The sequence below is a fragment of the Acidocella sp. C78 genome (assembly GCF_907164655.1).
In genome coordinates this window covers 41,574-60,454 of record NZ_CAJQZK010000079.1, presented here as the reverse complement: position 1 = coordinate 60,454, position 18,881 = coordinate 41,574, and the positions used below count along the sequence as shown (strand labels likewise).

15 protein-coding genes, 1 other RNA gene and 1 pseudogene are annotated in these 18,881 nt (G+C 68.2%); 8 read left to right on the top strand and 9 right to left on the bottom strand.

Features of this window, described 5'->3' with window-relative positions; translation table 11 throughout:
- Window position 1 precedes the first annotated feature (1 nt).
- The 6 genes from gyrB to ACIDOCELLA78_RS91285 all read right to left on the bottom strand — a co-directional run bounded on the left by gyrB (window position 2) and on the right by ACIDOCELLA78_RS91285 (window position 6,386).
- The gene (gene gyrB / locus ACIDOCELLA78_RS91310; RefSeq protein WP_201729069.1) at window positions 2-2,449 is read right to left on the bottom strand and encodes a DNA topoisomerase (ATP-hydrolyzing) subunit B; all 2,448 of its coding nucleotides are present in this window, start codon (window positions 2,447-2,449) and stop codon (window positions 2-4) included.
- 91 nt (window positions 2,450-2,540) lie between these two features.
- An RNA gene (gene rnpB / locus ACIDOCELLA78_RS91305) (RNase P RNA component class A) lies at window positions 2,541-2,932 on the bottom strand.
- A gap of 21 nt (window positions 2,933-2,953) precedes the next feature.
- Window positions 2,954-3,634, bottom strand: coding sequence for an N-acetylmuramoyl-L-alanine amidase (locus ACIDOCELLA78_RS91300; protein WP_201729068.1), 681 nt, complete (start codon window positions 3,632-3,634; stop codon window positions 2,954-2,956).
- Window positions 3,631-4,401, bottom strand: coding sequence for a TerB family tellurite resistance protein (locus ACIDOCELLA78_RS91295; protein ID WP_201729067.1), 771 nt, complete (start codon window positions 4,399-4,401; stop codon window positions 3,631-3,633). Before ACIDOCELLA78_RS91295 ends, ACIDOCELLA78_RS91300 begins: the two co-directional genes overlap by 4 nt.
- Before the next feature lie 56 nt (window positions 4,402-4,457).
- The gene (gene lexA / locus ACIDOCELLA78_RS91290) at window positions 4,458-5,153 is read right to left on the bottom strand and encodes a transcriptional repressor LexA (RefSeq protein ID WP_201729066.1); all 696 of its coding nucleotides are present in this window, start codon (window positions 5,151-5,153) and stop codon (window positions 4,458-4,460) included.
- A gap of 150 nt (window positions 5,154-5,303) precedes the next feature.
- Entirely contained in the window at window positions 5,304-6,386 is a 1,083-nt protein-coding gene (locus ACIDOCELLA78_RS91285; protein ID WP_201729065.1) for an NADH:flavin oxidoreductase/NADH oxidase, read from the bottom strand.
- A 55-nt stretch (window positions 6,387-6,441) separates the two neighbouring features.
- Here ACIDOCELLA78_RS91285 and pdxY point away from each other — a divergent pair, with 55 nt between their 5' ends.
- Window positions 6,442-7,320: a pyridoxal kinase gene (pdxY, locus tag ACIDOCELLA78_RS91280; RefSeq protein ID WP_201729064.1), complete on the top strand. Its 879-nt coding sequence runs from the start codon at window positions 6,442-6,444 to the stop codon at window positions 7,318-7,320.
- 118 nt (window positions 7,321-7,438) lie between these two features.
- Window positions 7,439-7,876: a CBS domain-containing protein gene (locus ACIDOCELLA78_RS91275; RefSeq protein WP_201729063.1), complete on the top strand. Its 438-nt coding sequence runs from the start codon at window positions 7,439-7,441 to the stop codon at window positions 7,874-7,876.
- A 235-nt stretch (window positions 7,877-8,111) separates the two neighbouring features.
- Here ACIDOCELLA78_RS91275 and ACIDOCELLA78_RS91270 read toward each other — a convergent pair whose 3' ends face one another.
- Window positions 8,112-8,267 (bottom strand): hypothetical protein, encoded by a 156-nt coding sequence (locus ACIDOCELLA78_RS91270; RefSeq protein WP_249676110.1) that lies wholly within the window; start codon window positions 8,265-8,267, stop codon window positions 8,112-8,114.
- A gap of 331 nt (window positions 8,268-8,598) precedes the next feature.
- Here ACIDOCELLA78_RS91270 and ACIDOCELLA78_RS91265 point away from each other — a divergent pair, with 331 nt between their 5' ends.
- From ACIDOCELLA78_RS91265 to ACIDOCELLA78_RS91240, 6 genes and pseudogenes are all read left to right on the top strand, one after another.
- Window positions 8,599-9,918 (top strand): ammonium transporter, encoded by a 1,320-nt coding sequence (locus tag ACIDOCELLA78_RS91265; protein ID WP_201729062.1) that lies wholly within the window; start codon window positions 8,599-8,601, stop codon window positions 9,916-9,918.
- A gap of 95 nt (window positions 9,919-10,013) precedes the next feature.
- The gene (locus ACIDOCELLA78_RS91260) at window positions 10,014-10,451 is read left to right on the top strand and encodes an RbsD/FucU family protein (RefSeq protein WP_201729061.1); all 438 of its coding nucleotides are present in this window, start codon (window positions 10,014-10,016) and stop codon (window positions 10,449-10,451) included.
- Between the two features lie 57 nt (window positions 10,452-10,508).
- Window positions 10,509-11,219 (top strand): GntR family transcriptional regulator, encoded by a 711-nt coding sequence (locus tag ACIDOCELLA78_RS91255; RefSeq protein ID WP_201729060.1) that lies wholly within the window; start codon window positions 10,509-10,511, stop codon window positions 11,217-11,219.
- 60 nt (window positions 11,220-11,279) lie between these two features.
- Window positions 11,280-12,685 (top strand): annotated as a pseudogene (gene tcuA, locus ACIDOCELLA78_RS91250) (FAD-dependent tricarballylate dehydrogenase TcuA).
- Window positions 12,672-13,796: a tricarballylate utilization 4Fe-4S protein TcuB gene (tcuB, locus tag ACIDOCELLA78_RS91245; protein ID WP_201729059.1), complete on the top strand. Its 1,125-nt coding sequence runs from the start codon at window positions 12,672-12,674 to the stop codon at window positions 13,794-13,796. The pseudogene tcuA and the gene tcuB overlap by 14 nt, the downstream one beginning before the upstream one ends.
- Window positions 13,797-13,871: 75 nt before the next feature.
- A complete protein-coding gene (locus tag ACIDOCELLA78_RS91240; protein WP_201729058.1) occupies window positions 13,872-15,176 on the top strand; it encodes an MFS transporter in 1,305 nt (434 codons plus the stop codon).
- Between the two features lie 76 nt (window positions 15,177-15,252).
- Here ACIDOCELLA78_RS91240 and ACIDOCELLA78_RS91235 read toward each other — a convergent pair whose 3' ends face one another.
- Both ACIDOCELLA78_RS91235 and ACIDOCELLA78_RS91230 read right to left on the bottom strand, forming a co-directional pair.
- Entirely contained in the window at window positions 15,253-16,647 is a 1,395-nt protein-coding gene (locus ACIDOCELLA78_RS91235; protein ID WP_201729057.1) for a sigma-54 dependent transcriptional regulator, read from the bottom strand.
- 7 nt (window positions 16,648-16,654) lie between these two features.
- Complete coding sequence (locus tag ACIDOCELLA78_RS91230) at window positions 16,655-18,880, bottom strand: ATP-binding protein (RefSeq protein WP_374223258.1); 2,226 nt, start codon at window positions 18,878-18,880, stop codon at window positions 16,655-16,657.
- Window position 18,881 lies beyond the last annotated feature (1 nt).

The window sequence follows — 18,881 nt, the reverse complement described above, 5'->3', positions numbered from 1 at the left end:
ATCAGACGTCGAGATTGGCCACCTTCAGCGCATTGCCGACGATGAATTCGCGGCGCGGCTCCACCACATCGCCCATCAGGGTGGAGAAGATCTGGTCGCTGTCCTCGGCATCGCCGATACGCACCTGGAGCAGGCGGCGGGTCGTCGGATCGAGCGTGGTCTGCCAGAGCTGGTCCGGGTTCATCTCGCCCAGCCCCTTGAAGCGCTGGATCGACAGGCCCTTGCGCCCGATCGCGAAAAGCTGCTCGATGAGGCTGGACGGCCCCCGCACCGGCAGCGTCTGCGCGCCATGGACGAGGTGCAGGCCGGCAGCGAAATCGCCGGCAAGCCGACTGACGCGTTCCGCGAGCCATCGCGCGTCGGTCGAACGGAGCATCGCGAGGTCGATCGTGTGCCGCTCGGCAACGCTGCGGACCGTGCGGGCCATGGTGACACCCTGCGCGTCCACCGCGACGACCCAGCCGCGCTCGTTCGGCAGCGAGATGGAATCGAGCCGCGCGGCGAGAACCGGCGCAAGATCGGACACGGTTTCCGGCGCCGCGCTGAGCAGCCCGACAATGGCCGCCTGCTCGACATAGGCGACCGGAATGTCGCGCGCGAGATCGACGATGCGCCGCGCCGCCTCGCGCATGAACGGCAGTTCCCGCGAAAGGTCCATCCCCTCGATGGTCACCTCGGACTGTGCCCGCTCGAAGAGGAAGGCCTCCATCGCGTCGTCGTCTTTCAGATATCGCTCCTCGTTGCCGCGCTTGACGCGGTAGAGCGGCGGCTGCGCGATGTAGAGATGGCCGCGCTCGATCAGCTCGCGCATCTGGCGGAAGAAGAAGGTGAGCAGCAATGTGCGGATATGCGAGCCGTCGACATCCGCGTCCGTCATGATGACGATGCGGTGGTAGCGCAGCTTCGAGATGTCGAACCCGCCCTGCTCCGGCTCGGCCGGGCCGATGCCGGTGCCGAGCGCTGTGATCAGCGTGCCGATTTCCGCCGAGCCCAGCATGCGGTCGAACCGCGCCCGCTCGACATTGAGGATCTTGCCCTTGAGCGGCAGGATCGCCTGGGTCTTGCGATCGCGCCCCTGCTTGGCCGAGCCGCCCGCCGAATCACCCTCGACGATGAAGATTTCCGACTTCGCCGGGTCGCGTTCCTGACAGTCGGCCAGCTTGCCCGGCAGGGTCGAGATGTCGAGCACGCCCTTGCGGCGGGTGAGTTCGCGGGCCTTGCGCGCGGCCTCGCGGGCCGAGGCGGCGTCCATCACCTTCTGGGCGATCAGCCTGCCTTCCTTCGGATGGGTCTCGAACCAGTGTTCGAGCGTGTCCGCCACCGCGGCCTGGACCAGCGGCTGCACCTCGGAGGAGACCAGCTTGTCCTTGGTCTGCGAGGAGAATTTCGGATCGGGCACCTTCACCGAAAGCACCGCCGTCAGCCCCTCACGCATGTCTTCGCCGGAGAGCGAGAGGCTGTCCTTCTTGCCGATGCTCTCGGCGTATTTCGAGACGATCCGGGTCAGCGCCGAGCGGAACCCGGCGAGATGGGTGCCGCCATCGCGCTGGACGATGTTGTTGGTGAAGCAGAGCATCGTCTCGTGGTAGGTGTCGTTCCACGCGAGGGCGAACTCGACCTTCATGCCCGCCGAGCTGTCGTCCCTGAAGGTGGCGATCGGCGGCGAAAAGAGCTGCGTTTTCGAGCGGTCGAGCCAAGAGACGAATTCGACGAGGCCGCCCTCGTAGCGGAAATGGGCGTCCTGCGGGGTGCTGTGCCGCTCGTCGCGCAGGGTGATCGTCAGGCCGGAATTCAGGAAGGCGAGTTCGCGCAGCCGGCGTTCGTAGATCGCGAAATCGAATTCGGTGCGGGTGAAGGTGGCAGCAGAGGGCTTGAAGGTGACGGATGTGCCGGTGGCGTGCCCGGACGGGCCGGTCACCGCGAGGGGGGCGACCGTGTCGCCGTTCTCGAAGCGGATGAAATGCTCCTGGCCCTCGCGCCAGATCCGCACCTCCATCCATTCCGACAGCGCGTTGACCACCGCCGCGCCCACCCCGTGCAGGCCGCCCGAAACCTTGTAGGAATTCTGGTTGAACTTGCCGCCGGCATGCAGCCGCGTGAGCACGACCTCCGCTGCGGAGATACCTTCCTCGGCGTGGATGTCGGTCGGAATGCCGCGGCCATTGTCGGTCACGGTCATCGACCCGTCGCCGTTCAGCACGACATCGACGCGGTCGGCGAAGCCGGCCTGCGCCTCGTCCACCGCGTTGTCGATGATCTCGAAGCCCATATGGTGCAGGCCGGAGCCGTCATCGGTGTCGCCGATATACATGCCGGGTCGCTTGCGCACCGCATCCAGCCCGCGCAGCACGCTGATCGAGCCGGCGTCATAGGCGGTGTCGGGGGCAAGGTCGGAACCCGCCGTTTCATCCGAAGCGGGAACGGCGGTCGAGTCGGCGGTGCTGGTCATGCCGGTCAAGCACTCCATTGGTCAGGAAATCACCCTTTTTCTTAGCAGAAGCGGCGCAGATCGCCTAATCGTGGCGGAGGGGCGGGCGAAAAATGCCAGACGGTCTGTAAGCCGGGTTCTGTCCCCATCCTCGCGGACGCTGGACGGCCATTCATCTGGGACGCGCATTGCTGCGCGCCTCACGCGACCAACCCGGGCGACAAGGCGGAATCCCTTCGCGGCCATGATCGCTCACGCCGCCGGCCGCCCCTATTCGGTCTTGCTCCCGGTGGGGTTTACCCTGCCGCTCCCGTCACCGGGACCGCGGTGCGCTCTTACCGCACCTTTTCACCCTTGCCGGCAGGCCGAAGCGTGCTGGCGGTATGTTTTCTGTGGCACTTTCCCTGGGGTCGCCCCCGCCGGCCGTTAGCCGGCACCGTCATTCCATGGAGCCCGGACTTTCCTCCGCGCCGCTTGCGGCACGGCGGCCGTCCAACCGTCTGGCCCGTGCTTCTTGGGCGATCGTCAGGGTTTGGTCAATGGCGGGGCGGACGCCTCGAACAGGGTGCGGATCGCCGCCGCGCGGCCGCGGGTTTGCGCATCGGCGACACCATCGACGCGCGCGGGCCGGAACCGCCGCTGGAACGCCGCCACCACGATGGCGGCCGGCAACGACGTGTCGTAGCCGATCGCGGCGAGTTCGGCGAGGATATCGGCACCATCGGCCGAGGCGTCGGTCCACAGCCCGACCCCGGCGGCGGCAAGGCATGGCCAGGGAAACAGCTCGCCCGGGTCCTGCTTGCGGTCCGGCGCGATGTCGGAATGCCCGACCACGTTGCGGGGCGGCACCGGGTGCCGCGCCACGATGTCCCGGCAGAGCCCGATCACGGCGTCGACCTGCCGCCGCGGGAACGGGACATAGCCCCATTCATGGCCTGGATTGACGATTTCGATGCCGATCGAGCGGTCGTTGAGCGCGCTGGCGCCCCGCCAGAAGCTGATCCCGGCATGCCAGGCGCGCCGGGGTTCCGGCACGAGGGCGTGGACCGCGCCGTCTTCCTCGACGAGGTAATGGGACGATACTTTCGCCGCCGGATCGCACAGCCGCTCCAGCGCCGCGTGCGCACTCCGCATCCCGGTATAGTGCAGAACCAGATGATCGACCGGTACGCCTTGGGGCCGGTCGTCATGGTTCGGCGAGATCACGCGCCGCGCTCGCGCTTGATCGCGTCCCAGGCAGCGTTGATCCGCGCGACCCGCTCCGTCGCGCGGGCGATGAATTCCGCCGGCACGCCGCGGGCGGCCAGCTGGTCGGGGTGGTTCTCGCGCATCAGCGTCTTCCAGTGCGCGCGGATCGCCGGCGTGGAAGCGCTGCGGGCGATGCCGAGAACCTGGTAGGGGTCTTCCGCGGCATCGCCGCCGGAGGGGTTGGATGCCCGGCCGCGCGCCGTCTCGCCTAGTCCGAACAGGGTGCCGATGCGGGCGAGCATGTCTGCCTCGCGCGGGTTGACCGGCCCATCCGCCCGGGCGATGGCGAACAGGGCGCCGAGAACCTGTTCCAGCGCCAGCCGGTTGTCGGCGAAGCTCTCGCCCAACTGCCGCGCATAGGGCTCAAACCCGGCGGCGTCTTCGCGGGCCTGGTCGAACAGGTGTCCGACGGTCGGGATTGCCGCCTCGTCGATCCGGAACTGCCGCTTGAAGGCGTCGATCTCGGCACGCACCACCGGACCGTCGCATTTGGCCAGCTTCGCCGCGAGAACGGTGACGCCGATCGCGAACACCTGCTCGCGCCGGCCGAGCATGGCGGCAAACCGGGCGGAGTCGAGCGGCAGGGCGCGACCGAGCCGGGCGCCGAACGAGCCGAGATCGCCGGTATCGGCCGCATGGCCGAGTGCCGCTCCGGCAACCGCGCCGAGCGGCCCGCCCACGGCGAAACCGGCCACGCCGCCAATGATCTTGCCCCACACGTTCATGCGCCCAGTATCGGCCCGCGCGGGTAAGGGGTCAAAGGGGGGCTAGATGAAACAAGTCAGTAGCGCCGGAACAGGGCGACGAGCCGGCCCTGCACCTTGACCCGCTCCGCGGGAAAGATGCGGATTTCATAGCGCGGATTGGCAGGCTCCAGCGCCGTCGAATTGCCGCGCCGGCGCAGGCGCTTGAGGGTCACTTCCGTGTCGTCGATCATGGCGACGACGATCTCGCCGGTTTCGGCGGTTTCGCCGCGGCGGATGATGGCGAGATCGCCATCGAGAATACCGGCCTCGATCATCGAATCGCCGGTGACCTCGAGCGCATAGTGTTCACCGGGCCCGACGAGGGAGGCGGGGATCTCGATCTCGCTCTGGGTCTCGCGCAGCGCCTCGATCGGCTGTCCCGCCGCGATCCGCCCGTAGAGCGGCAGGGTGATGGCCGCCGCCGGGTCGGCGGCGCGCGCGCCCTGGAGCCGGGCCGCGAAATTGCCCTGGATCACGTTCGGGGCGAAAATCGTCTCCCGCCGCTCCGCCGCCACGTCGGACGGCAGGCGCAGCACCTCAAGCGCCCGCGCCCGGTGCTTGTGGCGCCGCAGGAAGCCGCGCTCCTCGAGCGCGCCGATCAGCCGGTGGATCCCCGATTTCGACTTGAGATCGAGCGCGTCCTTCATCTCCTCGAAACTCGGGGAGCAACCCGTCCGGCGCAGGTGCTGATCGATGAAGACCAGCAGTTCGTGTTGCTTGCGGGTGAGCATCGACAAACTCCGGCGTGCGCTTCCCGAACGCGCCTGAAGGGCCGGGAAAACGGCAACGCAACGAGGGAACAAAGCGCTAACATCGTTTTACCGGCCGCTTCGGCGCCGCGTCAAGCCCTTCCCGCGGGCAGAGCCTGACGCGGCGTTCCGTCAGACGGTCGCGCGCTGATATTGCGGCACGAGTTCCGGCTGCAAGCCGAAATGCCGGGCCACGTTCAGCGGCCAAGCCGGATCGGCCAGCACCGCGCGGGCGACGAAGACGAGGTCGGCCCGCTCGTTGGCGATGATCTCGGCGGCAAGCTCCGGCGCGCGGATCATGCCGACGGCGCCGGTCGCGATCCCGGCCTCGCGCCGGATCCGTTCGGCGAAGGGCACCTGGTAGCCGGGGTGGATCGAGGGGATCTTCTGCTGCGGCGCGATGCCACCGGTCGAGCTGTCGATCAGGTCGACATCGCCGCGCGCGGCGAGCCAGCGGCAGAGCGTCACCGCCTGCTCGGCGTCGAAGCCGCCCTCGATCCAGTCGGTGCAGGACAGGCGCACGAAAAAGGGCAGGTCGTCCGGCCATTCCGCGCGCATCGCGTCAATCGCCTCCATCACGATCCGCGCGCGGTTGGCAAGGTCACCGCCATAGGCATCGGTGCGATGGTTGCTGACCGGCGAGAGGAACTGATGCAGCAGGTAGCCATGTGCCGCGTGAAGCTCGACGACGCGGAACCCGGCGCGGCGGGCGCGCGCCGTGGTCGCGGCGAAATCGCGCAGGATGGCGGCGATCTCGCCGGTGGTCAGCTCGTGCGGGGCGGGGCGATCGGCCGCGAAGGGCAGCGGGCTCGGCGCCACCGGCAGCCAGCCATCCGGCGCATCGGGTGCCACGAACCCATCCCCTTTCCAGGGCTGGGTCTGGCTCGCCTTGCGGCCGGCATGGGCGATCTGGATGGCCGGGACCGCGCCGCCATACTCGATGAGCGCGACCACCCGCTTCAGGAAGGCCTCCTGCTCGTCATTCCAGAGCCCGAGGCAATGGGCGGTGATCCGCGCCTCCGGCGAGACATGGGTGGCCTCGGTGAAGACGATGCCGGCGCCGCCCATCGCCTTCGAGCCCAGGGTCTGGATGTGCCAGTCCTGTCCCACACCGTCGATCGCGCTGTACTGGCACATCGGCGAGACGACGATGCGGTTGCGCGCCTCGACGCTGCGAAAGCTGACCGGCTGCAGAAGCTTGGGGATACGCGCCATGGAAAACCCTTTCGATCGTGAATCTGACCGGTCAGATGGCCCAGGGAAGGCGGGCATGCAACCGCCGGCCCTTGCCAGCAGCCCCGCGCTGCCGCCAACTCGGCGCATGGCGATTCTCTCGATCCAGTCCCAGGTGCTCAACGGCGCTGTCGGCAATTCAGGTGCGGCGTTCATCCTGGCGCGGCTTGGCCACGAGGTCTGGCCGCTGCCGACGGTCTTGCTGTCGCATCATCCGGGCCATGGCGGCGCCGAGGGCGGGCCGGTGAAGCCGGCGCGGCTCGCCGCACTGGTCGCAGGGCTCGCCGCGCGCGGGGCCTTCGCCCGGTGCGAGGCGGTCGTCTCCGGCTATCTCGGCGTCGATGCCGCCGCGCCCATCGTCGAGGACGCGGTGGCGCGCGCGCGGGCGGCCCATCCGGGCGCGCTCTACGTATGCGATCCGGTGATCGGCGATCATGGCCGGGCCTATGTGCCGTCAGCGCTGATCGCGGCGATCCGCGAGCGGCTGGTGCCGCGTGCCGACATCGTGATGCCCAATGCGTTCGAGCTCGGCGTGCTCGCCGGATCGCCGCCTTCCGACCGGCGTTCCGCCTTCGCGGCGATGGAAGCTCTCGGCCCGAACACCGTCATCCTCACCGGTTTCTGCGGCGCGGACACGCCGCCGGACATGCTCGACATCCTGGCACTCGACGGCGACGGCCCGCGGCAGATCGCGGTGCCGCACCTCGCCGGGCGGTTTTCCGGCGCAGGAGACGCCTTCGCCGCGCTGTTCCTCGCGCATTATCTGCCGGAGCGCCATCTCGACAAGGCGCTGGCGGCGGCCTCGGCATCGATGACCGCGCTGCTGCGCGCCACCCTTCGCCACGGCACCGACGAGCTGGCGATCGTCGCCGGGCAGGACGCATGGATCGCCGCGGCGCAAGACGCCAAACAATGAAAATCGGGCCAGCCCGAGCAATTCAGTTGATCTTGGTTAAAGCGTTGTCATAGTCTTGTCGCTCTATGGTCTGACTGCCGCCTCGTCCTGCGGCGCGGGCTTTCTCGGGAGGATCGCAATGACAACGATGGCCGCCATTCTGAAGCGCAAACCCATGGCGCTGATCTCGGTCCAGCCCGAGACACGTATCCGCGACGTCGTCGCGCTTCTCGCCGAGAAGCGGATCGGCGCGGTTGTGGTGCAGTCGGCGGAGAACGACCTGCTCGGCATTCTCTCCGAACGCGACGTGGTGCGCAGCCTCGCCGCCAACGGCGCGGCGACGCTCGACATGCAGACGAGCCAGCTGATGACCCGCGCGCCGACGACGGCGACGCCGGCGACCACCGTGCTCGAAGCCGAAAACCTGATGACCGATGGCCGGTTCCGCCATCTGCCCATCGTCGATGGCGGGAAGCTGATCGGCGTCGTCAGCATCGGCGACGTCGTCAAGTCGCTGATCGAGGTGCAGACCCACGAGGTCCGCAGCCTGCGTGAATATGTGAACGGCGGCGTCTGACCGCGCCGCCGGGGCGCTCAGCGCGGCGGCGCGAGGGGCTGGGCCTGCACGCTTCCGGCCGCATCCGTCGCGGCGGGTGCATTGGTATAGCCGGAGACCGGCGCCGCCGCCGGTTGCAGCGATTGCGGCCGCCCCCCGGCTGATGCCCCTGCTTGCGCACCGGGCGCGGCCGTGGCGCCGCCAGCCCAGGGCGGATTGCCGAGATTGACCTGCTTCGGCGTCGTGTTGGCGGCGGTCAGCGCGCCAATGCCGCCCCCACCGCACCGCCGACCAGAACCCCGATCGGACCGCCGATCAGCCCGAACGTCGCCCCCGTGGCCGCGCCGCCGGCGGCACCACCGCCGAGGCGGTTGCTCGCCTGCGTGCCGCACCCCGTCAGCGATACGGCCATGGAAATTGCGAGGCCGATTGTGGCTGCCAGTCGCCGATAAGCCGGGCGGTCATTCATGAAGCGTGTTCCTTGCGGTGAACGGTATCGCCTGTCGGCCTCTCACACAGCGTGGAATCATGGCAAAACGGAGTCCGGGCGCGACGGTGCGACGTAAATCTTCCACACGGCGCAGCGTTGGCGGATCAACAGCGTCCGTCAAGCGTTTTCATGCGCGAAGGTTGACATGCCGGCATTTGCGCCGACGAGATTGGCACATTTTCTGCTTGTAACCCCCTGTCACACGGATCAGCCGCACCGGGTAACGGACGGCATAAAAAAGGAGCAGGTCGCCATGAAGCGGCGTTTTTGGACCGCGGGAGCCCTCGTGCTCGCGCTGCAAGCTGTTTGTCTGCCTGCAAAAGCGGCACAAGCCGGGTTGAGCGCGGGCGATACTGCCTGGATGTTGGTCAGTTCGGTCCTCGTGCTGCTGATGACAATTCCGGGCCTCGTGCTGTTCTACGGCGGCATGGTCCGCAAGAAGAACGTGCTGTCGATCATGATGCAGAGCGTGATCATCTGCGCCGCGGTCACGGTTCTCTGGCTCGTCGTCGGCTACAGCCTCGCGTTTTCCAACGGCAACGGCTTCATCGGCGGCATCGGGGATGTCCTGCTCAACAACCTGGCGGGCGACTGGAACCAGCCCTTCACCCTGGGCGCCGGGCTGCCCGGCGCGGTGCATATGCGGGTGCCGGAGAGCGTTTTCGTCATGTTCCAGCTCACCTTCGCCGTGATCACGCCGGCGGTGATCACCGGCAGCTTCGCCGAGCGGATGAAATTCTCGGCGCTGCTGATCGTGATGGCCGCATGGTCGCTGCTCGTCTATGCGCCGATCGCGCATTGGGTCTGGAGCCCGGCCGGCTGGCTCTACCGGCTCGGCATCGCGGATTACGCGGGCGGCACGGTGGTGGAGGTGAATTCCGGCATCGCCGGCCTGATCTGCGCCCTTTATCTCGGCCGCCGCCTCGGATTCGGTCAGGACAACATGATGCCGTGGAACCTGTCCTATGCGGTGATGGGCGCCTCCCTGCTCTGGGTCGGCTGGCTCGGCTTCAACTCGGGCGGGGCTGGCGGCGCCAACCCCAATGCCGGCATGGCGGTGCTGGTCACCCAGATGGCGGCGGCGGGCGCGACCCTGTCATGGACCGCCATCGAATGGGCGCATCTCGGCCGGCCGACCGTGCTGGGCGCGATTTCCGGCGCCGTCGCCGGCCTGGTCGCGATCACCCCGGCGGCCGGCTTTCTGCTGCCGGGGCCGGCGCTGCTGCTCGGCATCGCGGCCGGCGTCGTCTGTTTCTGGGCCGTGACGGTGGTGAAGATCCGCCTGCGATATGACGATTCGCTCGATGCCTTCGGCGTGCACGGCGTCGCCGGCATCGTCGGCACGCTCGCGACCGGGCTGCTCGCCTTCGCCCCGCTCTCGGGCGGCGCGGTGCGGCCGGGCCTTCACCAGCTTGCCATCCAGGCGCTCGGAGTTGCCGCCACCATCATCTATTGCGGCATCGTCACCGCGGGGATTCTCTTCGTGACCCAGCGCCTGGTCGGGCTGCGCGTGAGCCGCGACGAGGAGCGGCAGGGGCTCGACGAAGTGCTGCACGGCGAGTCGATCGCATGATGCCGGGCCGGCCCGTCCGCGGGCCGGCTTGACGCCACGGGTCCGCAGGCGAACGATGGCGCGTCCGGCGCCCGCGATACCCGAAGGAAACCATCATGCTCATCGGCCTCGATCCGCTTCTCACCGCCGACCTGCTGCACGCGCTGCGCGCGATGGGGCATGGCGACAGCATCTCGGTGGTCGACGCCAATTTTCCGGCGGCGACCTGCGCGCGGCGCCTCATCGTCCTGCCGGGAACCAGTTCGGGGCAGATGATGCGGGCGGTCCTCGGCGTGCTGCCGATCGATGATTTCGTGGCCGAACCGTTGCGGACCATGCAGGTGGTGGGCGACCCGGCGGCGGTGCCGCCGGCGGTGGCCGAGTTCCGCCAGATCGCGGCGGCGGCGGGGATCGGCGGCGCGCGCATCGGCGGGCGCGACAGACACGCATTCTATGCCGAGTCACGCGACAGCTTCGCCATCGTGCAGACCGGGGATCGCCGAGCCTATGCCAATATCCTCATCACCAAAGGCGTGATCGCGGCCGGGGCATGAAGATGCGACCTCGCCGCCAGGGTTGGAGCGGACGCGGCCCGGATCAAGGCAGGGACGATGACAGTCTCTGAGCCGTCGCAAGCCGCACCGCCGCCGCGGGATCGTTCCCCCAAACGACGCCGCCCGAGTGCCGCGGATGCCTATGAGAGCCTGCTGAAGGCGATCGAGGAGGGCGCATTGCCGCCGGGCGCGCGGCTGCGCGAGGCCGAGCTGGCCCAACGCTTCGGCATCAGCCGCACCCCGGTGCGCGAGGCCCTGAAACGGCTCGAACATCAGGGGCTTGTCGTCCACACCCCGCATCAGGGGGCCACGGTGGCCACGCTCAGCGATGTGCAGATGAGTGAGCTGTACGAAATGCGTGCGGTGCTGGAGGGGGCGGCGGCGCGGATGGCCGCGCAGCATGCAGCGGAGTCCGACATCGCCCTGCTCGCGGCGCTGATCGAGCGCGACGCCGCCCTCATCGGCAGCCCCGCAGACCTCGCGCTCAACAACCGCCTGTTTCATCGCCAGATCCTGACCGCGTCGCGCAACCGGTATCTGCACGACATGCTCGAAAGCCTGCGGCTGTCGCTCGCATTGCTCGGCGGCACGAGCCTTGCCGTCGCGGGGCGCGCCGCGAAATCCGTCGAGGAACACAGGGCGATCCTCGACCGGATCGCCGCACGCGATCCGGACGGCGCCGAGGCTGCTTCCAGGGACCATATCCGGGCGGCGTTTCAGGCCCGCATCCTGCGGGCGGCGATGCGGGATGCCGGTTGCGAACCGTGAATTGCATCCGATTGTATACAATATTGACCTGACCATCGCGCCGCTCTAGGTGTGTCGTCCATGGCGAACGGAGCGGACCTTCCCGATTCGATCGATACGCTGGTGATCGGCGGCGGCAATGCCGCGCTCTGCGCCGCGATCAGCGCGCGGCGCGGCGGCGCGTCGGTTCTCGTTCTGGAGGCGGCGCCCGAATTCTATCGCGGCGGAAACACGCGGCACACGCGCAACATGCGCTGCGCCCATGACAGCGCGACGGCGTTTCTCACCGGCCCCTATACCGAGGAGGAATTCTGGCAGGACCTGCTGCGCGTGACCGGCGGCGAGACCGACGAGGACCTCGCCCGCCACATGATCGCGGAATCGAAGGACATGCTGGACTGGATCGGCCAGCAGGGCGTGCGGTTCCAGCCCTCGCTCGGCGGCACGCTGAGCCTCGGGCGCACCAACTCCTTCTTCCTCGGCGGCGGCCGCGCCATGCTGAAATCGCTCTATCGCACCGCCGAGGCTCTCGGGGTCCGCGTCGCCTACGAGGCGGAGGTGGTCGGCCTCGATATCGAGGATGGCGTGTTCCGCGCCGCCCGGGTCCGCCGGGGCGAGCGCACCGTGAGCATCGGCGCGCGCACGCTGATCGCCGCCGCCGGCGGGTTCGAGGCGAATACCGAGTGGCTCAGGGACTCCTGGGGGCCGGCCGCCGACAATTTCCTCATCCGCGGCACGCCGTATAATCGCGGCACCGTGCTGCGGTTGCTGCTGGATGCCGGGGCGATGCCGGTTGGCGACCCGACGCAGTGCCACGCCGTCGCCATCGACGCCCGGGCGCCGCGGTTCGATGGCGGCATCATCACCCGGCTGGATTGCGTGGTGTTCGGCGTGGTGGTCAACGCGAATGCCGAACGCTTCTACGACGAGGGCGAGGATGTCTGGCCGAAGCGCTACGCGATCTGGGGCCGCCTGATCGCCGCCCAGCCCGGGCAGATCGCCTATATCGTGTTCGACGCCAAATCCCTCGGCCTGTTCATGCCATCGCTGTTTCCGCCGGTGCAGGCAAATGACCTCGGCTCGCTGGCAGCAAAGCTCGGGCTCGACCCGAGCCGCTTCCAGGCCACGCTCGCCGGTTTCAACGCCGCCATCCGCGACGGGACGTTCGATCATAAGGTGCTCGACGATTGCCGCACCGAAGGTCTCGATCCGCCGAAATCCCACTGGGCGCGGCGGATCGACACTCCGCCCTTCTATGCCTATCCGGTCCGCCCGGCATCACCTTCACCTATCTCGGCGTGCGGGTGGACCGGAACGCCCGGATCAGGATGCAGGACGGGCGGCCTTCGCCCAACATGTTCGCCGCCGGCGAGATCATGGCCGGCAACGTGCTCGGGCGCGGCTATGCCGCGGGTATCGGCATGACGATCGGCAGCGTGTTCGGCAGGATTGCGGGACGGGAGGCCGCGCGCCATGGGCGAAACTGAAATGAAGGCGGGCGCCGCGCTCGAAGAGGCCGGGCGGGTCATGACGATCTGCAATTCCTGCCGCTATTGCGAGGGGCTGTGCGCCGTCTTTCCGGCGATGGAGCGGCACACCACCTTCGATGCCGGCACCCTCGCCCATCTTGCCAGCCTTTGCCATGGCTGCGGCGCCTGCCTCGACGATTGCCAGTTCGCGCCGCCGCACGAATTCGCGGTCAACGTGCCGCGCACCATGGCGGCCGCGCGGCGCGAATCCTACGCGGCACATGCCTGGCCGCGCGGGACCGGCATCGCCTTCCTCCATGGCGGCCGCATCACCGCCGCGGTCATGCTGGCCAGCATTGCGGCGTTCCTGCTGGTTCTCGCCCCCGCAATGTCGGGGACGAGGGGCGTGCTGGCCGCACCGGGCGCGTTCTATCGCCTCATGTCGCACCAGATGATGGTCGCGGTGTTCGGACTGGCGTTCGTCTATGCCGTGTTCGCGATCGCCGCGGGGGTCAGGCGGTTCTGGCGCGCGGGCGGCGCGGCGCGAGCGATCGGCCGCACCACCATCGCCGTGGCGCTGAATGACGCGGCACGGCTGCGCTATCTCGATGGCGGCGGCGCCGGCTGCCCGGACACGCAGGACGCACCGCGGGACCATCGCAAGATATATCACCACCTGGTGTTCTACGGCTTCGGCCTCTGCTTCGCCGCGACAACGGTCGCGACCCTCTTTCACTACGTGCTGGGGCGCGAGGCGCCCTATCCGTTCCTGTCATTGCCGGTGCTGCTGGGCACCGCCGGCGGGGTGGGGCTCGTGATCGGCGCGCCGGGGTTGCTGTTCGAGAAACTCCGCCGCAAGCGCGACTTCGCCGATGCGGCGGGCCGCCCGCTCGACCTCGCCTTCGTCCTGTCGCTGTTCCTGGTCGGGCTGACCGGCCTTGCCTTGCTGGCCCTGCGCGCGACACCCTGGGCGGCGGTTCTGCTCTGCCTGCATCTCGGCGTCGTGCTCGGATTCTTCCTGACCATGCCCTATGGCAAGTTCGTCCACGGCATCTGGCGTTTCGCCGCCCTGCTGCGGCATGCCGCCGAGGGGCAGACCGGCGCCGCCGAGTCCGACGCCGCGACTTGACAAGACCCGGAGAGACGCGAACCTCTGTCACCACCACGGATACCGACGCCAACAACGAATAACAGGGAGGAACACATGACAAACGCGGCCGACGCGCCGAGCGAAAAGCAGATCTACAAAGTCGCACTGGCCCGCATCATCGGGTCGGTGATCGAACAATACGACTTTCTCGTCACCGGCATCATCGCCGCCACGGTGTGGGGCGGGGTGTTCTTCAAGCTGCCCGGGCTTGCCGCGATCGCCGCCGCCATCGGCGTCTATGGCATCGGCATCGTCATCCGCCCTCTGGGAGCCTTCATCTTCGGCAACATCGCCGATCGGCGCGGCCGCAAGGACGCGATGGTCTATGCGCTGGTGCTGATGGGTGTCAGCACCCTGCTGATCGGTCTGACGCCCGGTTATGATTCGATCGGTGCTGCCGCGCCGATGCTGCTGATCGTCTTCCGGCTCGCCCAGGGGATCAGCTTCGGCGCCGAATTCGGCACGGCGTCGACCTGGGTCGTCGAGCAGGCGGCGCGCTCGCGGCACCGCGCCTTCTGGGGCGCCTGGGTCGGCTTCGCGATCCCGATCGGCCTGCTGCTCGGTTTCGGCTCGGTGATCGTGGTGAAGTCGATGATGCCGCATGCCGAGTTCATCGCCTGGGGCTGGCGCATCTTCTTCTTCATCGGCTTCCTCGTCGCCATCGTCGGCATCGTCATCCGCGTCCGCACCGAGGACAGTTTCGTGTTCGAGCGGCATCGCGCGCGGCAAGCGGTGCTCGAACTGCCGGCAAGCCAGGTCTGGCGCGAAATGCCAGGCCGGATCCTGCGCACCTCGATGGTGAACGCGATGTTCAGCGGCGCGTTCTTCCTCTGCTTCATCTTCGGCACCAGCTACATGAAGGCGGTCGGCTTCACCGCGACCCAGGCCGAAACCATCGGGCTGATCGCCGCAGCGTCGATGTTCGTCTTCATGTATATCGGCGCCCGCCTCGCCGACCGGCTGAACCGCCGCACCGTGCTGCTGATTTCGGCGGGAGTGTTCCTGGTGTTTGCGATCCCGTATTTCGACCTGATCAACACCCATGATTTCGTACTGGCGATGATCGCCGAGATCATCGGGTTCGGCTTCGTGTTCGGCTTCGGCTATGGCGCCATTCCGGCGTTCTACACCGAAAACTTCCCGACGCGGTACCGCGCCTCGGGAGCGAGCCTGGGCTATCAGATCTCCCAGGTCTATGGCGGCGGGCTGATCCCCATCCTCGCCGGCCTCATGCTGCACAGCGCGGGCATGGCGCATGCCTATGTCTATATCGGCCTGATGGTGATGGCCTATGCGCTGCTGGCGATCTACGCGATCCTGACGACGCCGGACACCACGGGCACCGATCTGGAGGCCTGACCCGCGCCGCCGCCCGGCACAGGCGGCAAAACCCGGCCGGAACCATCATCCGGCCGGGTCCGGGATACCGCCCGGATCAGAGCGCGCCGCGATCCTCGGCGCCGATACCCAGCTGCTTGAGCTTGCGGTGGAGGGCGCTGCGCTCCATGCCGACGAAATTCGCCGTGCGGCTGATATTGCCGCCGAAGCGCAGCAGTTGCGCCTGGAGATACTGCGTCTCGAACACGTCCCGCGCCTCGCGCAGCGGCAGGGCCATAATGTCGGCCAGCGGGTCGATCGCCAAGGCGCGGGGCGCGTGGGCGCCGATCTCGGCGGGCAGGTGCTCGGCGCGGAAGGGTTCGCCGGGCTCGCCCGGATGCATGATCATCAACCAGTCCATCACGTTGCGGAGCTGCCGGACATTGCCCGGCCAGTCATGAACCTGCAGCGCCGCCAGCGCCTCGGATGACAGCGGGCGCAGCGGCAGGCCCGAAGTGTCGGCAGCGCGCTTGAGAAAATGCTGGGCCAGGGCCGGAATATCCTCCCGCCGCTCCCGCAGCGAGGGGACCCGCAGCGGCACCACCGCGAGGCGATAATACAGATCCTGGCGGAACCGCCCGGCGCCGATCGCCGCCTGCAGGTCGCGGGCGGTGCTGGCGATGATGCGGACATCGACCTTGACCCGCGTCGAGCCGCCGATGCGCTCGAAGGCCTGGTCCTGCAACACGCGGACGATCTTGCCCTGGGTTTCCACCGGCATGTCGGCGATCTCGTCGAGCAGCAGCGTGCCGCCATGGGCGCGCTCCAGCACCCCGGCGCGGCGCGGCTGCGCCTGCGGATCGGCTCCCGCCTCGGTGCCGAACAGCTCCATCTCGAACCGCTCGGGCGCCAGGATCGCGCAGTTCAGCACCATGAAGGGCTGGTCCGCCCGCTTCGAGCTGGCATGGATCATCCGCGCGACCACTTCCTTGCCCGCGCCGGCGGCACCGGAGAGCAGCACGCGCGAGCCGGTCGGCGCGACCTTCTCGATGGCGTGGCGCAACCCGTTGATCGCCGGGCTGTCGCCGGTCAGGCTGGAATCAGCACCGGCGCGCAGCCGCAACTCGGCATTTTCCGCGGCGAGGCGCGCGGCTTCGAGCGCCCGCTGGATGACGAGGATCAGCCGGTCCGACTTGAACGGCTTCTCGATGAAGTCGTAGGCGCCGAGCTGGATGGCATTGACCGCCATCTCGATCGTGCCGTGGCCGGAAATGATCACCACCGGCACGCCCTCGTCCTCGGCCTTCATCACCTTCAGGAGATCGAGCCCATCGAGCGGCGAGTTCTGCAGCCAGACATCGAGCACGACGAGCGATGGCCGGCGCTCGCGGAACGCGGCCAGCGCCTCGTCCGAATTGCCGGCATTGCGCGTGGCGTAGCCTTCGTCCTGCAGGATCGCATCGACCAGCAGGCGGATATCGGGCTCGTCATCGATGATCAGTATCTCGGACATGAAACTCCTAACGCGCCTTCAGCACCAGCGTCACCACGGCTCCCGCCCCATCCTCGCGGTCGGCGAGTTCAAGCCTGCCGTGATGATCTTCCATGATCTTGCGAACGATGGCGAGGCCCAGACCGGTTCCTTTCGGTTTCTGCGTTATATAGGGCTCGGTAAGCCGGGCGCGATCCTGCGCGGGCAGGCCAATTCCGTCATCGCTGACCGAAACCCGGAACTCCTCGCCCTGCCGCTCGATCCGGAGCCGGACATGGCCGGCCGGAGCCTCGCGCCCGGCATTGTCCGGGCGCATGCCGATGGCATCGGCCGCATTCTGCAACAGGTTGGTCAGCGCCTGGCCGATCAGGCGCGCATCGCACGCCGCACGCGGCGCGGGCTCGGGGCTTTCCACCACCCACTCGATGCCGGGATGCGCGCCGCGCTGGAGAATCACCGCCTCGCGCGCGATCCGCGCCAGATCCTCGGGCTTGATGCTGGGCTGGGGCATCCGCGCGAAGGCGGAGAATTCATCCACCATCCGCCCGATATCGCCGACATGGCGCACGATCGTGTCGGCGCACTGGGTAAAGCTGTCCTTGTCCGAGGTGATCTCGCGGGCGAAGCGACGCTTCAGCCGCTCGGCGGAGAGCTGGATGGGGGTCAGCGGGTTCTTGATCTCGTGCGCGATCCGTCGCGCCACATCGGCCCAGGCGGCCTTGCGCTGCGCCGATTGCAGCTCGGTGATGTCATCGAAGGTGACGACGAAGCCGGTCGGCCGTTCACCCTTGAGATCGGCGCCGATCCGCACCAGAAACACCCTTCGGTCGCCACCCCTGGCGTAGTCGACCTCGCCGGTGGCCGGCCGCGCCGGAATCTCCCTGACCTGGTCGAGGAGCGGCAGGAAGGCCGGCACGAGATCGCCGAGCGCGCCGCCCAGATGATCGAGCAGGTCGATCCCGAGCAGGTCGGAGGCCGTGCGGTTTGGCAACTCGATCCGGCCGCGCGGATCAAGCCCGATCACCCCGGCGGAAACCCCCGCCAGAACGGTTTCGGTGAAGCGGCGCCGCTCGTCGATCTGGCCATAGGCGCTCATCAGCTCGGCGCGCTGTTCGGCGATCTGCCCGGTCATGCGGTTGAAGGCGCGGGACAGGCCGGCGACGTCGTCGCGCGTGTCGCCTTCGGGAACCCGCACATGATAGTCGCCGGTGCGCACCCGCTCGGCCGCCTCGATCAGGTAGGAAATCGGCCGGGCGATCTGGTTGGCGAAGAGCAGCCCGATCAGCGCGGCGCCCGAGAGCACCAGCAGGGCCACCGTCGCGAAGATCAGCGCGAAGAACAGCTCGAACTGGGCGCGATGATGTTCGAGCCGGTTATATTCGGCGACGGCCTGCCGCGTGCGGTCGACATGGGCGAGGATCGAGGGATCGATCGGCCGCTCGACCATCAGCATCAGCGTCGGCGTCGCCTCCAGCTCGACGACGGCGCGCTCCAGCAGCGAGTTCGGCGCACTCCAGACCGCGACCTGATGCTTCTCCGCCTCGGCGATGATGTTGCCGGGCGGCAGGGTCACGCCTTCTGACGAAAACAGCCCGGCGGAGGCCACCACCTTGTTCGTCAGCGGCTCGAAGATCGCCGATTGCGTGAGCCCGTGCAGCGCGGTCTGCGCCACCAGAACGTTCAGGAACCCCTGGTCGAAGAAGTTCTGCGGGTTGCCGTAGAAGATTGGCCCGTTCTGGTTGAGCTGGTTGGCGATCGCCAGCGCGTCGAGCCGGATGCTGTTCTTCTTCGCGTCGAGATACCCTTCGGCGACCTGCTGGCTTTCGGCGAGAGCGGTGCGCACCCGCTGGTTGAACCAGGCCTGGATGCCGAGATTGAAGAAGACCGCGGCGAAGATGGCAACAAGGATGGCCGGCACCGCCGCCACGCCGCCGAACAGCAGCACGAGGCGCACGTGCAGCCGCGCCCCCGCCGCACCCCGCCGGCTTTCCATCACCACGCGGGTGACGCTGGCCGCCAGCACCGTGATCAGCAGCAGCAGGATCGCGATATCGCCGATCGCAAGCCCCACGGCGGCGCCCGAATGCAGTTCGAGCTTGATGCCGCCGGCGAGATAGGCGAACGAACCGATCCCGAGCAGCAGCGCGAGCGTCGCCAGGATAAGCGTCGATACCCGGCCGAGCAGGAAATCGAGCGGCCCTCTGCGGCGCGGCTTCGCCTGCACCCCGGGCCGCGCGGTTTGCGGGTCCATCATC